The sequence below is a fragment of the Pelodictyon phaeoclathratiforme BU-1 genome (assembly GCF_000020645.1).
GTDB classification, from domain to species: domain Bacteria; phylum Bacteroidota; class Chlorobiia; order Chlorobiales; family Chlorobiaceae; genus Chlorobium; species Chlorobium phaeoclathratiforme.
Window position 1 is genome coordinate 494,637 of the sequence record NC_011060.1, and the last position, 14,477, is coordinate 509,113.

The 14,477-nt window shown below is 51.1% G+C and carries 16 protein-coding genes; 9 read left to right on the forward strand and 7 right to left on the reverse strand.

The window, feature by feature from the left end; genetic code table 11:
* The first annotated feature begins 53 nt into the window (after positions 1-53).
* A complete protein-coding gene (locus PPHA_RS02525; RefSeq protein WP_012507324.1) occupies positions 54-515 on the forward strand; it encodes a hypothetical protein in 462 nt (153 codons plus the stop codon).
* On the opposite strand, the gene nth is transcribed toward PPHA_RS02525, so the two are convergent.
* From nth to PPHA_RS02545, 4 genes are read right to left on the reverse strand one after another with little or no spacing between them, the layout of a single operon-like run.
* The gene (gene nth / locus PPHA_RS02530) at positions 512-1,150 is read right to left on the reverse strand and encodes an endonuclease III (RefSeq protein WP_012507325.1); all 639 of its coding nucleotides are present in this window, start codon (positions 1,148-1,150) and stop codon (positions 512-514) included. The genes PPHA_RS02525 and nth overlap by 4 nt on opposite strands.
* A gap of 6 nt (positions 1,151-1,156) precedes the next feature.
* Positions 1,157-1,672 carry a transcription antitermination factor NusB gene (gene nusB / locus PPHA_RS02535; RefSeq protein WP_012507326.1) on the reverse strand — a complete coding sequence of 172 codons (516 nt, stop codon included), beginning with the start codon at positions 1,670-1,672 and terminating at the stop codon, positions 1,157-1,159.
* A 10-nt stretch (positions 1,673-1,682) separates the two neighbouring features.
* Positions 1,683-2,384 carry an HAD family hydrolase gene (locus tag PPHA_RS02540; RefSeq protein ID WP_012507327.1) on the reverse strand — a complete coding sequence of 234 codons (702 nt, stop codon included), beginning with the start codon at positions 2,382-2,384 and terminating at the stop codon, positions 1,683-1,685.
* A gap of 35 nt (positions 2,385-2,419) precedes the next feature.
* Complete coding sequence (locus tag PPHA_RS02545; protein WP_190274012.1) at positions 2,420-2,611, reverse strand: hypothetical protein; 192 nt, start codon at positions 2,609-2,611, stop codon at positions 2,420-2,422.
* Positions 2,612-3,179: 568 nt separating this feature from the next.
* On the opposite strand from PPHA_RS02545, the gene PPHA_RS02550 reads away from it, so the two are divergent.
* Positions 3,180-3,638: a transposase gene (locus tag PPHA_RS02550; RefSeq protein WP_223293959.1), complete on the forward strand. Its 459-nt coding sequence runs from the start codon at positions 3,180-3,182 to the stop codon at positions 3,636-3,638.
* A 340-nt stretch (positions 3,639-3,978) separates the two neighbouring features.
* Here the strand turns inward: PPHA_RS02550 and folP are convergent, their stop codons facing one another.
* The 3 genes from folP to PPHA_RS02565 are packed head-to-tail and all read right to left on the reverse strand — an operon-like array spanning position 3,979 to position 6,302.
* Positions 3,979-4,830, reverse strand: coding sequence for a dihydropteroate synthase (gene folP / locus PPHA_RS02555; protein WP_223293960.1), 852 nt, complete (start codon positions 4,828-4,830; stop codon positions 3,979-3,981).
* Positions 4,831-4,859: 29 nt separating this feature from the next.
* Positions 4,860-5,852, reverse strand: a complete 993-nt coding sequence (locus tag PPHA_RS02560; protein WP_012507331.1) for a site-2 protease family protein — start codon at positions 5,850-5,852, stop codon at positions 4,860-4,862.
* A 6-nt stretch (positions 5,853-5,858) separates the two neighbouring features.
* Entirely contained in the window at positions 5,859-6,302 is a 444-nt protein-coding gene (locus PPHA_RS02565; protein WP_012507332.1) for a heme-binding domain-containing protein, read from the reverse strand.
* A 141-nt stretch (positions 6,303-6,443) separates the two neighbouring features.
* Between PPHA_RS02565 and PPHA_RS02570 the strand changes: the two genes are divergently transcribed.
* The 7 genes from PPHA_RS02570 to PPHA_RS02595 all read left to right on the forward strand — a co-directional run bounded on the left by PPHA_RS02570 (position 6,444) and on the right by PPHA_RS02595 (position 14,468).
* Positions 6,444-8,273 (forward strand): B12-binding domain-containing radical SAM protein, encoded by a 1,830-nt coding sequence (locus tag PPHA_RS02570; protein WP_012507333.1) that lies wholly within the window; start codon positions 6,444-6,446, stop codon positions 8,271-8,273.
* Between the two features lie 13 nt (positions 8,274-8,286).
* The gene (recQ, locus tag PPHA_RS02575) at positions 8,287-10,086 is read left to right on the forward strand and encodes a DNA helicase RecQ (RefSeq protein ID WP_012507334.1); all 1,800 of its coding nucleotides are present in this window, start codon (positions 8,287-8,289) and stop codon (positions 10,084-10,086) included.
* 93 nt (positions 10,087-10,179) lie between these two features.
* Positions 10,180-10,428, forward strand: a complete 249-nt coding sequence (locus PPHA_RS02580) for a type II toxin-antitoxin system MqsA family antitoxin (protein ID WP_012507335.1) — start codon at positions 10,180-10,182, stop codon at positions 10,426-10,428.
* Between the two features lie 155 nt (positions 10,429-10,583).
* On the forward strand, positions 10,584-10,850 hold the full coding sequence (locus PPHA_RS02585) for a UPF0175 family protein (protein ID WP_012507336.1): 267 nt from the start codon (positions 10,584-10,586) through the stop codon (positions 10,848-10,850).
* A 55-nt stretch (positions 10,851-10,905) separates the two neighbouring features.
* Positions 10,906-11,013 carry an HRDC domain-containing protein gene (locus PPHA_RS16145; RefSeq protein ID WP_223293961.1) on the forward strand — a complete coding sequence of 36 codons (108 nt, stop codon included), beginning with the start codon at positions 10,906-10,908 and terminating at the stop codon, positions 11,011-11,013.
* A gap of 431 nt (positions 11,014-11,444) precedes the next feature.
* On the forward strand, positions 11,445-11,990 hold the full coding sequence (locus PPHA_RS02590) for a polysaccharide biosynthesis/export family protein (protein ID WP_012507337.1): 546 nt from the start codon (positions 11,445-11,447) through the stop codon (positions 11,988-11,990).
* Between the two features lie 18 nt (positions 11,991-12,008).
* Positions 12,009-14,468, forward strand: coding sequence for a GumC family protein (locus tag PPHA_RS02595; RefSeq protein ID WP_012507338.1), 2,460 nt, complete (start codon positions 12,009-12,011; stop codon positions 14,466-14,468).
* Positions 14,469-14,477 lie beyond the last annotated feature (9 nt).

Below are 14,477 nucleotides of genomic sequence, written 5' to 3' on the forward strand. Positions count from 1 at the left end.
CCCTATATTCCCCTTATAACAAAAAAACATCAACCACATTTCTTTTACCCACCATGCGCGACCACACCCCTGACTTCAAGATGCATGAGCTTACCGCCCAAAACAAAACGCTCATTCGTCAGACTGTCCAGCAGCTTCTGGAGAAACTCGCCACTGACGGCAAGCTCACCTCCGATACCCTGCTCGAATTCTGGGTTGAAGTTCCTGCAATAAAACGCTCCAGAGGTACCTTCCCGGGCGGCTTTCTGATGCCCGACAGCTTTGTCTATATCAGCGACTATTTTCAGCCCGACGCGCCGGATTCCCTTATCCCTGGCGAGGCCTATGCCGACGGGGAAGTAACCCTCGACAAGGTCTGGGATGACCTGCTTGATGAACTCTACTACCAGGTCGAAATATTCACCTCACCCGTCTCCTCAGGAAAAGGGATAACGCTTGAATTATGGGCAGGCAATCGTCAGCGTCCGGAAGGCGAGTGGATCTACGCCGTCGATCGTAAAGTAGAACTTGGTTAGTTTTTTGCCGGATAGTCGCAGATGCCCGAAACGGTACAATGTGCACAGTCTGGCTTTTTTGCCTTGCAGGTGTAACGACCATGCAGCAGCAGATAGTGATGAAAGGGGATAACCCATGCTTCGGGAATAATCGTCATCAGCCCGGCTTCGGTCTCTTCCGGCTTTTCGGTATGAACCAGTCCGATCCGGTTCGAAACCCGGTGCACATGTGTATCGACCGGCATGACCGGCTGGTCAAAAGCGTTGCTCAGCACAACGTTCGCTGTTTTTCTGCCAACACCGGGCAGGCTTTCGAGTCCCTCCCTCGTACCTGGTACCACGCCCTGCCAGCGCTCAACCAAAATCCTGCTTACCGCAAGGATATTTTTAGCCTTGTTGTTGCAATAATTTATGGAGCGCACAAGGCTTCTGACCTCATCAAGCTCCATCCGGCTCATGGTTTCGGCATCCGGTGCACACCTGAAGAGCTCCCTCGTAATAACATTGACCTGCCTGTCGGTAGCCTGGGCCGCCATGATGGTCGCTATGAGCAACTGAAAAGGGCTCTCGTAGTTCAGTTCGCTTTTCGGGTTCGGGTATGCCGCCCCAAGCAGCTCATTGAGGAAAACGATTTTTTCTTCAGGGGTTTGTTTCATGCCCCCTCAGCTTGCGCTTTCCGGGTTTTCACCCTCGCCCTCAACTTTCTGAAGCTTGGTCACCGACTGGTCGATAAGTCCCCGGCCATTTTTGTGCACCTTCCCCTCATTTTTCAGATCGTTGAATATCGCATCAAGTATACCGTTGACAAATTTGCTGCTTTTGTCGGTACTGTTGAATTTTTTGGCGATTTCAATAGCCTCATTGATCGAAACCTTGGGAGGAATATCTTCACAGTAGAGAATTTCCGTCAGGGCCATCCGGATGATATTTTTGTCAATAATGGCAATCCGGCTCATATCCCAGTTAAAGGTGTGCTTTACAATATAGCGGTCAATCTCCTCCATGTGCTCCTTGATGTTTTTCAGCAGCATATTGAAAAACTTCATGGCATTGGGGTCAGCAAGAATCTCCTCGGTTAAAAGCCAGCCTGCTGCCGAGTCGATGTCGGTATCACGGATTTCAATGGTATAGAGCGCCTGTAAAATCTTTTCACGTATTTGCCGTCGGTAGGTCTTCATAAAAGAGCAATTAATTGATTGAGGATTGGAGTATCTCATCGAGAACAACAGCCGTCCTGCCAAGGTTTTCATACAAAACATGCGGATGGTGTTGCTTCAGATCCTCCATTGAATAGGTGCCGGTTGCTACGGCAATAGACTTTGCGTTCAGTACCCTGGCACATGCGATATCGTGTTCTGTATCGCCTATAATGATAATGTCGTGGTTAAAAAATTTTATTCCGCTGAGCTGGTATGCTTTTTCAACAGCAATCGCAGGCAGCTCGTTGCGAGAGGGAGCGTCATCGGCAAAGGCGCCGAAGGGGAAGTAGTGGTTTATTTCGGGAAGAAGAAGCTTGTGCCGACCCGATGCCTCGAAATTTCCGGTTAAAAGAGCAAGCATCACATCAGAGTGGCCGGAAAGCTCCTCAAGAAGCTCGCGGATCCCCTCCATCAGCAGAACGTCTGATGGCTTGGCGTGAGCACGGAACATTTCGATATAGGTCTTCTTGGCCAGTTCGAATTTCGCAGCAATGTCACCCTCAGAAAGGCCCGCGTTCCGCAACACCTCGTAAAAAATAGTACTGTCCATCTTGCCCGCAAAATTGTGTGTTCCGGCGCTGCCCGCAGTCCCGTACACCTCAGTCAGGGCATCAACAAGGACGCTTCGATTGATTTTATTCACCGAAAGCAATGTTCCGTCGATATCAAATAACACAAGTTTCTTCAGCATAGCATCTTTTCCGGAAGCCTTCAAATCCTTATATTTTAAAGTAGTACGGGTATCAGCCGTGATACCCCTTTCTCCTTCATGGTGACCCCGTACAGCGCCTGGCAGGAGGCCATCGTTTTTTTGTTGTGCGTAACAATAATGAATTGAGTGTTATTCTCAAATTTTTTCAGGAGATTTTCACGCTCACCTGTCAGCATCTCCAGTCTCTGCATTGCCATTGCGCTCAAATGAACCATCCCCATCCGCCCTCGCCATCAAAGCAAGGCCACAGTTCTGCGTCACCCACCTCTCCGGGAAGCGATGGTGAATCGATGGTAAATCGATTGTTCAACCCGCAAAAAACCCCCAACCAATCCCATTTCATCCACAATCCGCACCGGCATCCAATTGCGACATGCACCGGCATCAAATCCAACGCGCCCCGACATTGGGTAAAAAAATCCGTAGGGGCGGGGTTTCCCCGCCCTCTTCACCCCCCCCCCCCAACATCACCCGATTTCATCATGTATTCATACACAACGAAATGGTAAATATACACCCCGGATGATACGTGAATGCATTCCGGGGCCTCCGCCCCAACACCCCATTTTCGCAAAATAATTCGTCGTTCGACACCAATAATACGTATATTTTTCAATTCAATAATTCATCATATTCCGGATGTACGACCCAAAAATACATCACAGACATTCAATTCGGTTGCCAGGGTACGATTATTCCCAGGCATGCGTATGTTTTGTTACCATCTGCACCCAAAACCGCCAAATGAGGTTCGGTAACATTGTGGGTGGAAAAATGAAATTGAATGATACGGGGCGCATTGTCCAGGATATCTGGCATCAGATACCGGTACATTTTTTAGCCGTAACCACCGACGAATTTGTCGTTATGCCAAACCATATTCACGGAATAATAATCACCGGCTCATACGGCAACAGCCCGGAAACAGGTGCCAAAATATGCTCTGGCCCCAAAACCGAACGTGTGGTCTCCCTCTGCCCTGAAGCATTGCATTCGTCTAATGATGGCCAATGGGACAAAAACCGGGTGCCCACGGTTGGACAAATCATTGGATATTTTAAATATCAGTCAACAAAAAAAATCAATGAAATCCGGCATCACGGGATTCAAAGAATATGGCAACGTAATTATTATGAGCACATTGTTCGTGATGAATCTGATTTGAATCGAATCTGCAAATACATACAGAATAATCCATTAAAATGGGGGATGGATAAATTGCATGGTATATGAATCCACGTCCGTGGGCGGGGGTTATCATGGATCCATAACAATCCCCCCCATCAAACCAAACACGCGTAAGGGCGGGGTTCCCCCGCCCCCAAACAATTGCATCCCTCTCCCCAAAAATACACAATCCCTTCCCATCACATCAAACGCGCGTAAGGGCGGGGTTACCCCGCCCCCCACACAATTGCATCCCTCTCCCCAATAATCCCAATCCCTTCCCATCACATCAAACGCGCGTAAGGGCGGGGTTCCCCCGCCCCCCACACAATTGCATCCCTCCCTCCAAAAATCACAATCTCTTTCCATCACATCAAACGTGCGTAAGGGCGGGGAGACCCCGCCCCTACGGGAATTGCATTGCGTGGATGATGGCGGCGGATTGGGTGGCGGCCTGGACGTCATGGACGCGCAAAATGCTTGCCCCGCGCATCAATGCGATGGTTTGTGCTGCGATGGTGGCGGCCAATCTTTCGGATGGCGGGGGGATTGCTCCGTTCGGCGGGGAAATGGCATGTCCGAGGAAGGATTTTCTTGATAGACCAGCCAGAACAGGGTAGCCAAGGGAGAGCAGTGCATCGAGCTGATCGAGCAGCCGGAAATTCTCCGTAACGCTTTTTCCGAACCCAAAGCCCGGATCGATGACGATCCCCTCAATCCCGTGCTCTTCAGCCACCGCTATGGAGCGGGCGAGAAAGAGCCTCACCCTCTCCACAATATCCACTTCACCTGAATTTGTCACGGTGCTCCACTGCATCGACTCCGGTTTAACGGGCGTATGCATCAACACCACACCAGCCCGGTACTTCCGGCAAACAGCAGGAAGCTGGCCGTCGAAGGTGAAGCCTGAAATATCGTTGACCATATGCGCCCCCGCCTGCAATGCCGCTTCGGCAACCCCTGCCTTGTAGGTATCTATTGAAATCAGGATATCGCTTCTCTGGCGCAGAAGGGCAATCAGCGGCGCCGTACGAGCAATCTCCTCCTGCTCCGAAATTTTCGCAGCCCCCGGTCGCGACGACTCCCCGCCAATATCGATAATCGAAGCACCCTCCCTGATCATACCGAGCGCACACGCAAGCGCCCGCTCAAGGTCAACACCGCCAGGGCCCGCCTGCAACACCCCTCCATCATAAAAAGAATCCGGCGTCGTATTCAGAATTCCCATAATAACCGCCCCGCCAGAAAGATCCAGCATGCGCCCCCCGCAATTGATCATCCCCCCCATTACGTCACCCCGAACGGTACCGGTGTGAACGTTATAACAAAAATTGCAATCGCAACCCATCCGTAGACCACTCTTCCCGTCGAAAGGGAGTGGTCATGCACTGTTGGAGGATGGTTCAGACCGATGAAGCGCGACAGAATGAACGACCACAAAATCCAGCCCGACCACGACCAGCGCAGCATCACCGCCGGGATCAGCGCCAACGCTTCCGGCATGAGCCATGAGAGCAGCAGCTCCACAAAGGAGGGAAAGCCGAGAAGCATGATAAAGAGCAGAAAAGCCTTTGCAGCCAGAGCATGTCCCCTTCTGCCAAACATCGCATAGGTGATGTGCCCGCCATCAAGCTGACCAACTGGAAGCAGGTTCAGCGCCGTCACCAGCGAGCCAAGCCAGCCCGCAAAAAGAAAGGGATAGTGATAGATCTCCGTCATCGGCGGCAGCTCTTTCGGAGCAATCAAATACTCCAGCCCCATCCAGAGCAGATTTTTGCCCAGCACAAGGGTGCCCGACGGAACAGCCACTTCCAGGCCCCCGGATTGCAGATATTCCGGATGGATGCTGTAGATAAAGTCGGCAGGCGGAAGGTGCAGAAAACCATAAACCAGAAGCCCCACGCTCACGGCAAAGCCGCCAATCGGCCCTGCAATGCCGATATCAAAGAGGGAATTGGTGCCCGGAATTCTCTCCTTCACCTTGATCACCGCACCCATCGTCCCCAGACTGAGCAGAAAGGGGAGCGGCGGCATAGGGATATAATAGGGGAGTGTGGCCTGCACCCGGTGGCGCATTGCGGCAAAAAAGTGGCCGAACTCGTGGACGGTCAGGAAGAGCAACAGCGAAAGTGAATAGGGAATACCTGTGCCGAGTGAGCTGATAAAGAGTGGCAAAGAGCTGAAGCTTACCGGATGGCCACCCCAGAACGCTCCAGCCCAAAGTGTGGTGAGGAGCGTCAAGAAAAAGAGAGTCAGATGAAGAGGGTAGTTTTGTTTCATGAACCGCTACTTCTGCTCCGGTTTATCCTCGCCGAAGGTTGCCGCCAATCCCTTTGCCAGCTCCTCCTGCTCCACAACACTCAGCTTCGCCTCCGGGTGGGCAGGAAGGTAGAAAAACGGAGGCATTTTGCCCTTTCTCACCTCAGCCGCCGCCTCGTCGCCCTCATTTTCCTCACTCCGTCCCCACTCGGAAACATTGAACTTGCTCCTTCCCAAAGAGACATCAAGCTGTGCAAGCCACGATGCCGGAGCAACAGAAGCATACCACGGCCAGACCGTTTCATTCGAATGGCAGTTTTTGCAGGCACGGTCAAAAAGCTCAACGGTTCGCGGCGAATCCCACTTCGGCTCTCCACTTACCGGAGGATTGCTGTGATCGCGACCATAAGGAACCAGTTGGATAGCCGCCAAGGCAATAGCCGCCCCGGCCAGAATTTTTACAAGTTGCATCGGTAAAATCTCCCTCTTTTTCAATTCGTTTTTGAAACTTTGGTTTTCAGGGAATATAAGTGAATTTGTGAGCATCTCAATAATGCGTATCTTTCACCAGATCACAGTCGGTTATCAACGTTTCAACCAATCCAGGGCATTATGGCATATTTCAATCACCTCTGTTTCGTTGAGGCACCCCAAACCGTCATCGCACCTTTTCCCCGCTTCATAACCGATTGCATAGGCATCTGCTACCTCGCCGCAGCCGTGGAGCATGACGTCGAAAGTCTCGTCATGCCCGACAACTACTACAACGACGGGATTTTCGAGAGCCTCCGCACGCTGCTGAAAAAACAGCCGGTTGACCTTGTCGCCATCTCCTCCATGACCGGCGCCTTCAACCAGGCCGCACGACTTGCCAAAATAGCCAAAGAGGCTGGCGCCTTTGTTGTCATGGGCGGCTTTCACCCCACAGCGCTTCCCGAAGAGGTGCTGAAACTCTCCTGCGTGGATGTTGTCGTAATCGGAGAGGGTGAAGAGAGCTTCCGCGAACTCGTTCTCAAAGGCCCCTCCCGCGACATCAGGGGAATCGCCTACAGGGGCGGCGGCGGCATTATCTATACCGAACCGAGAACGACCATTGCCGATGTCGACTCCATTCGCTTTCCGCTGCGCACCCTTCGTCCGAACCGTTATGGCGAAAAGGGCGACGCCTACTCTATCGACACCATCTACACCTCCAGAGGCTGCCCCTGGAGCTGCTCCTTCTGCGCCAACGACCAGATGCACAAAGGATGGAGAGGGCGGAGCGCCGAAAATGTTGTTGAAGAGATTGCCCTGCTCCACGACCCCAAAAACAAAAAGCTGCTCAAAATCTGGGACGCCAACTTTCTCACCAACATCAAGCGGGCAGAAAGAATTTGCGACCTCATGATCGAGAGGGGATTGACCAACTTCAGGATTGTGACCGAAACCAGGGCAAAAGATCTTGTCCGTGCCGAACGAATACTCGGTAAACTCCGCCGCGTCGGACTCAGCAAGGTGGGCCTCGGCATCGAAAGTCCCAACGAGGCCACCCTTGCCCTCATGAACAAAAAGAACAGCCTCAACGACGTTGCCCGCGCCATCGCACTCTGCCGCGAGCACAGCATAGGAGCCGAGGGCTACTTCATCATCGGCCACTACACCGAAAACATGAAAGAGACCATGGTCTACCCCGAGTTTGCCCGTTCACTCGGCCTTCGCCAGGCGCTCTTCATGGTGATGACCCCCTACCCCGGCACCGCTATTTTCAACGAATACAAAAGCGAAGGAAAAATCCGCTCATACGACTGGGATCTCTACAACAACTACTGCCCGGTTATTGAGACCCGAACCATGAACGGCGACACCCTTGTTGCCATGCTGGCCTATTGCAACATCTCCTTCAACCGTTTCCGCTCCATCATGAAACGCAACAGCAAAAATGCCTTGCTGCTCAACTTCATGATCGACCTCTTCCAGCTCTGCTTTCTCCTGCGGGTCAACAAAAACATCTCAACCCCGCAGATTGCCGACCTGCTCTTCAACGCCCTGCAACTCCTGCTCGACAACGAAGGTGGAGAGATTGAGCAGCCTGCCGCCTCATCATGCAAACGGCTGCCGAAGCCCATGACACTCCGCATCCGCCACTCATCCGGGAAAAGCATCACCTACAGCCTGCACGAACGGGGCGCCAACCGGGTAATGAGCATGACCGCCCAGCAGGAGGGCAGAGAGGCCACCTCAACTCCCGATCTGGAGATCAGTCTCGACCGATTGGTTGAATCGGCCTGCTCCCTCTCCATGGACACCCTCATGAGCGCCCTCTACCGGAACGAATGGCTGCGGAACAACCCCGGCAGAATGACCGGCCAGATCATCGCCATCCTTGCCGACCCTGAAATCCTCCGCTTTGGCGGAAAACTGGCCACGCTCTACCTTCGCGCCTACCTCAAGAGCGCCCGATAATCCCATTCCCACCATGTTCGACACGCTCCGCAAGGTCTTTGGTTTTCATGAGTTCCGTCCCAACCAGGAGCGTGTTGTACGGGCAATTCTCGACAAGCGGGACGTTCTGGCCATCATGCCCACCGGTGGCGGCAAATCACTCTGCTACCAGCTTCCCGCCGTCATGATGGAAGGCACCTGCATGGTCATCAGCCCGCTCATCGCCCTCATGAAAGACCAGGTCGATGGCGCCCGCGCCAACGGTATCCGGGCCGCCTTTCTCAACAGCTCCCAGAACCCCGACGAACGTGACGAGGTGCTGCAGCGCCTGCTCTCCGGCAAGCTCGACCTCCTCTACCTCGCCCCGGAACGCTTCATCCTCAGCCACTTCCGCGAAATACTCGGCCAGGTGCAGCTCAGCATGGCCGTCATCGACGAAGCACACTGCATCTCCGAATGGGGGCACGACTTCCGCCCCGACTACCTCTCCCTCTCCGACCTCGTCACCCTTTTTGCTGGCATACCGGTTGCCGCCTTTACCGCAACCGCAACGACGAGGGTGCAGCAGGATATTCTCGACAAACTTGCCCTGCGCAACCCCCTTATCGTTCGGGCCTCCTTCGACCGCCCCAACCTCCTCTACGACGTCCGCTTCAAGGATAATGTAGAAGCTCAACTGCTCTCGCTTCTCAAAAGCAACCCCGGCAAGGCAGGCATCATCTACCGTACCAGCCGTAAAAGCGTCAGCGACACCGCCACCATGCTCCAGAAAAAGGGAATTCGAGCCCTCCCGTACCACGCCGGTCTCAGCGACGCAGAGCGCAAAGGCAACCAGGAGGCCTTCATCCGCGACGAAGCAGAGGTCATTGTAGCCACCATAGCTTTCGGCATGGGGATCGACAAATCCAACATCCGCTTTGTCATCCATGCCGACCTCCCCAAAAGCATCGAAAACTACTATCAGGAGACCGGCAGGGCAGGGCGTGACGGCGAGCCAGCTCAATGTACACTGCTCTTTGCGCAGGGCGACATCCCCAAAGTGCGCTTCTTCATCGACTCCATCATTGATGAAACGGAGCGGGAGCGGGCGCTTGGAGCCCTCTCAAAAGTGATCACCTTTGCCTCAACCTCCGTCTGCCGCCGCAGAACCCTTCTCGACTACTTTGGTGAAAGCTATCCGCACGACAACTGCAACTCCTGCGACATCTGCCTCGGCAGCAGGGAAGTGGTAGACGCCACCCTCGAGGCCCAGATGCTGCTCTCCGCCATTGTCCGAACCGAAGAGCGTTTCGGGGCAGGCCATATTGTCGATATCGTCACCGGAAGCCAGAACAAAAAAATCATCGACTTTGGCCACGACCGCCTGAAAACCTGGGGGGTCGGCAAAGCGCACGACAAAAAATACTGGCGCCAGCTCATCGACGAACTCCTTGCACAACAGGTGATCCAGAAAGCCGAAGGGCTCTATCCCACCCTCTTCCTTTTGCCAAAAGCCTCAAGGATCCTCAAACGCGAAGAGCAGCTCAACATTGTCCGGATACTCGAAAAGAAAAAGGAGCAACCACCAGCAAAAGAGAGCGCAGCGCCTTACGAAACCCGCCTCTTCGAATTCTTCCGCTCACTCCGCAAGCAGATTGCCGACGAACAGGGGATTCCACCCTACGTCGTCTTTTCCGACCGGACATTACGCGATATGGCCGCCCACCAGCCCCGTTCAGCCGAGGCGATGCTCAGCATATCAGGTATCGGTGAAGTCAAGCTCCAGCGCTACGGAGGGCAGTTTCTCCGCCTTATCGATCGCTACTGCAGCGACCATGCCGCCGCAAACGTGTGACGCTGAAGCAACTTTTTTTAATAATAGTTTATTATCAGTATGCAGGCCAGACTTGAAATATTTTGAATCTGATTTAAAAACCAGAAGAAGAAAATGAACACCAATATTACAATCTCTTGCTGCCCTTTATGTGGAGGAGAGAAAACGGAAGGAAAAACCACAATAACGGTCGACCTCGGTTACGGGCTGGTCGTTATCAGAGATGTTCCTGCAACAGTGTGTGCGCTTTGTGGAGCAGACTGGGTAGATGATGACGTTGCTGACAAGATTGAACGTATTGTTGAGGAAGCCCGCAAAAAACACAGCCAAATGGAAGTTATCAGCTTAAAGGCAAGTTGTTAACTTAATTTGCTACACTGCTAAAAGAACAGTCCGCCATGGCCTTATTTCATTGCTAAATCGTGCGATCGATGATTGCGACTATTTGGTAAGCGAACCAATAATTCGTACTTTTTTGATGAAGATGAGAAGTTAAACCGCAATAAAGGGCTTAACCAATGAAATCAAACATGCAGAGCACCATCCCCGTCACCTGCCCTCAGGAAATACTGCTCGGATTGCACATGGATGTACAGCAATTTGCTACACTGCTAAAAGAACAGTCCGCTATGGCCTTATTTAGAGAGGGGCGGTTTTCATCGGGCATGGCTGCGAGTTGGTTGGGTGTGCCACGTGCCCATTTTCTGATAAAAGCCATGCAGGAGGGCGCAACCCTTTTGGAAAACACGCAGGACGATTTCCGCAGAGAAACTGCCTTACTGTGAGGGTATTTTCTAACACAACCCCTGAATTGCCACTCCTGCGCTACCGATAATTTTCTTGTCCACCATATCAGGTATCGGTGAAGTAAAGCTCCAGCGCTATGGAGGGCAGTTTCTCCGCCTTATCGATCGCTACTGCAGCGACCATGCCGCCGCTCAAGTGTGACGCTGAAGCAACTTTTTTTTAACGGCGAGAGGCAGATTAGCAGAAAAGAGATTATATTTGTATACTCATTGCAGCATGTATTAACCTGTTATATATTCTATATATACAATATTTTGCTGCATGTATGCAACTGCTGTGCATCCTTGTTTGCTGTAAAGTAATTCCGGCGAAAGAACTGCGACAGTATGTTTATTTTGTTAGAGGTATTGATATCTTGTTGTTTTTTTTTACATGATTTGCATATAAAAAAAGAGGTTATACAGAGGGGGCGTATTGGCTGAATTTTTTGACGGATTGTTGTGTTTTTGTGCTCATATACGCAGAAGACTTTTTAAGGTCGATCTTCTTCATTTGTGACTGAAGGCAGCGTAGCTTTAGCTCTATATTTTTTATGTATTGCCGTTGGTATTTCAAAAAAACCAAATCTCTCTATGAGCATTTTTAAAATATTCACAGTTGTCGCGGTCTCGCTGAGCTGCCTGCTTCTCTCGACTGTGAAGGTTCAGGCGGCGGGTGAATCAGCGTCAGCGCTCTTTTCCGGCCCTCAGCAAACCAACTATAACCCGCTCTCAGGTCCAAATTATCCCCTGGTGCAGGATTCCTACTTTACCGACGACAACGGCAATATCCTGATGATTGTCAACGTCCTTGGCGAAGTTAACCGGCAAGGACAGCTTGTGGTTCGTGAAAATGTCGATTTTGCAACCATCCTCGCCCTTTCCGGCGGCCTGAAAAGTCAGGTAAACCTGAAAAAGGTGCTTGTTGCCCGCCAGGAGCCCGACAAGAACGGAGTTCAGGCCTATGTGGTCGATCTCAAAGAGTACTACAAGCATGGTGACCGTTCGGCATTCATTGCCCTGAAGCCCAATGACACCATCATCTTCCCCGAAAAAGGGTTCAATTTCCAGAAGTTCACGAGTCTCATTGGTGGTGTGGTCTATCCCTGGGTCTATATCTATCAAAATCTCACGAATTAAACAGCAGGAAACCTTCCTATGATGGTTGAAAAAGAGACAACCCTCTCCACTCAGAGCAACAATGAGCAAACCCAGGGGAGCGAGATCTCTCTTGGAGAGATCCTTAAGATTATCCTTCGCCGAAAATATGGTATTCTTCTCATTCTTATAGCCAGCCTTGTTATGGCGTGGATATACAATAAGGCGCAAACGCCTGAATACCATGCTGTGTCGGTCATGATGATCAATGAAAACAAGGCGCCGGGCGATCTGCTTGCAACGCTTCTCGGCCCGAGTGCAGGTGTTGACACAAAGTCGGCCAGAAAAGATGTTGAACTGCTCCAATCCCACCCTATTGCAGAACTCACCGTAAAGGAGCTCTATAAAACCACCCGCAAGGACTCCCTTGAATTTTTCGGAAAGAGGAAATATGTCTCCCCCATCGATTTTCTTTTCAGCGCTATTGACGTTTTTCATCCTCTTAATGCCGATCAGAAAGCGGAAGCGTGGCACTATTCCGATGCTCTTTTACGCTTTCATGCCATGCAGCTCAAAGACCGCATCAGGGTTATACCACTTCGCGACACCAATCTCCTGCAGGTCTCGGTTGCAAGCCCTTTCGCGGATGAAGCTGTTTTTTTGACCAATATCCTCTGCCAAACCTACAAAAATGCGGACATCATCCGTAATTCTGAGAAGTACACCCAGGCAAACAAGTTTATTGCTGAAATGATTCAGGATCAGCAGCAGAAGGTCGGAGAGGCTGATAATGCTCTTTCGCAGTATATGCAAGCCAACAAAATTTACGAGGTGAGCGGCAATACTGGCGCCATTCTTGCCAAAGTTGTTGATGCTGACGCACGATATAATGATATCAAGGCAGAATCACGTATAGCGAGTAATAGTCTTGCCTTTCTTGAAAAAAAGCTCTCGGATACCGACAGGGAGATCAGTTCACGTATAGCAAAAAATGTCAACAGCCAGCTTGGCGCAATCATGGATGAGTTGCGGACTCTTGAGAGTGACTATATTAAAATGGTTCGGGAAAAGGGGATTGATAATCCTGAGGTCAAGATAAAACGGCAACAGCTTGATGTGGTAAAAACACGCTATGAGCAGCTCAGCCGCAGCAAGATTGCCGGTGAAATCGGGTATGCTGGCAAGGCCCAGAAATTCAGTTTCGACATGGTTTCCGAAAAACTCCAGATCGAGCGGAAACTCAATGACCTCAACTTCAGCGCCAGTGAGTTCAGCCTCCTGAAGCAATATTACGAGAGCCAGCTCTCGATGCTGCCAATAAAACAGCAGGAATTTATCAAACTGCAGAGAGACAAGGAGGTTGTCGGCAAAACCTATCTCTATCTGAAAGAGAAGCTCGATGAAACCCGTATCATGCTCGGTTCCGAAGTTGGCGGCGTCTCCATTATCGGGTCGGCATTCAAGCCATTTTCTCCGGAAAAGCCCGTGCTGTCAAGAGATCTTCTTGCGGGATTTATTCTTGGCGGACTGCTCGCCGTCCTCTATACCTTCGGTGCAGAGATGGCTGATAATACGGTTAAGGATGATCTTTTTTTCCGTGATCTTGGCCTGACGGTGCTCTCCGTTATTCCTTTGGTGGGTCAGAAGGGACAAACCCCTTTTCTTGATAACAAAGAATCATTCATAAAGAGATTCCTTTACAGCAAAAGCCAGGCTTTTCGTGAAAAAGTGCTCTCTGAAGCAAGCGTAAAAGGGGCTCTTCCCATGCCGATGATAACCGACAGTCTAAGTTCAGCTTTTGCGGAAAGTTTCCGGACGCTTCGAACCGCTCTCGATTACAGTCGCGTCGATTTCTCCCGTATAGACAGCTCGCTCAAATTTATCCTTGTTTCGGGAACAGCCATGACTGAAGGGAAGTCGACCGTTTGTGCCAATCTTGGAATGGCATATGCTATCAGCGGCAAAAAGACGCTTATCATTGACTGTGATTTACGACGCGCGTCACAGCATAAAAAATTAAACGTTAAGAGAGAACCGGGTTTGACCGATTTTCTCTACAGTCAGCAGGCGAACATTGATGAGAGCTTTTTTCAGCCGACGCATATCGAGAACCTGTTTGTACTCAGTGCAGGTAAAAAAGTTCCAAACCCCAATGAAATTCTTGGGTCTCAAAAAATGATACGCCTCCTTAAAGAGCTTGACGGAAAGTTCGACAAGGTAGTCTTCGATTCGCCTCCGCTCTTCCTGAGTGATGCTGCACAGCTTGCCCATTCGGTTGACGGTGTTCTTCTTGCTGCCCGAATGCATTTTACCAATAAAGATCCGATCAGGAATTTTGCAGTCGACCATTTTCTCAGGCCACTTATTCTTGGCGTTGCCATGATCGAATCTCGTGATTCCCAGCGCTATGGGTACGGCTATGGCAAGTACGGCTATGGCAAGTACGGCTATGGCAAGTACGGCTATGGCAAGTACGGCTATGGCAAGTACGGCTATGGCCAATATGAAGAAGAGGCTTAAATCACAGTC

Excerpts from the sequence above, each read along its gene's own strand:
- nth (WP_012507325.1), bottom strand. The coding sequence starts at position 1,150 with ATGAAACAAACCCCTGAAGAAAAAATCGTTTTCCTCAATGAGCTGCTT.
- PPHA_RS02585 (WP_012507336.1), top strand. The coding sequence starts at position 10,584 with ATGAAATCAAACATGCAGAGCACCATCCCCGTCACCTGCCCTCAGGAA.
- PPHA_RS02540 (WP_012507327.1), bottom strand. The coding sequence starts at position 2,384 with ATGCTGAAGAAACTTGTGTTATTTGATATCGACGGAACATTGCTTTCG.
- PPHA_RS02565 (WP_012507332.1), bottom strand. The coding sequence starts at position 6,302 with ATGCAACTTGTAAAAATTCTGGCCGGGGCGGCTATTGCCTTGGCGGCT.
- PPHA_RS02560 (WP_012507331.1), bottom strand. The coding sequence starts at position 5,852 with ATGAAACAAAACTACCCTCTTCATCTGACTCTCTTTTTCTTGACGCTC.
- PPHA_RS02595 (WP_012507338.1), top strand. The coding sequence starts at position 12,009 with ATGATGGTTGAAAAAGAGACAACCCTCTCCACTCAGAGCAACAATGAG.
- PPHA_RS02525 (WP_012507324.1), top strand. The coding sequence starts at position 54 with ATGCGCGACCACACCCCTGACTTCAAGATGCATGAGCTTACCGCCCAA.
- PPHA_RS02590 (WP_012507337.1), top strand. The coding sequence starts at position 11,445 with ATGAGCATTTTTAAAATATTCACAGTTGTCGCGGTCTCGCTGAGCTGC.
- folP (WP_223293960.1), bottom strand. The coding sequence starts at position 4,830 with ATGCTGGATCTTTCTGGCGGGGCGGTTATTATGGGAATTCTGAATACG.
- PPHA_RS02580 (WP_012507335.1), top strand. The coding sequence starts at position 10,180 with ATGAACACCAATATTACAATCTCTTGCTGCCCTTTATGTGGAGGAGAG.
- nusB (WP_012507326.1), bottom strand. The coding sequence starts at position 1,672 with ATGAAGACCTACCGACGGCAAATACGTGAAAAGATTTTACAGGCGCTC.
- PPHA_RS02550 (WP_223293959.1), top strand. The coding sequence starts at position 3,180 with ATGAAATTGAATGATACGGGGCGCATTGTCCAGGATATCTGGCATCAG.
- PPHA_RS02570 (WP_012507333.1), top strand. The coding sequence starts at position 6,444 with ATGGCATATTTCAATCACCTCTGTTTCGTTGAGGCACCCCAAACCGTC.
- recQ (WP_012507334.1), top strand. The coding sequence starts at position 8,287 with ATGTTCGACACGCTCCGCAAGGTCTTTGGTTTTCATGAGTTCCGTCCC.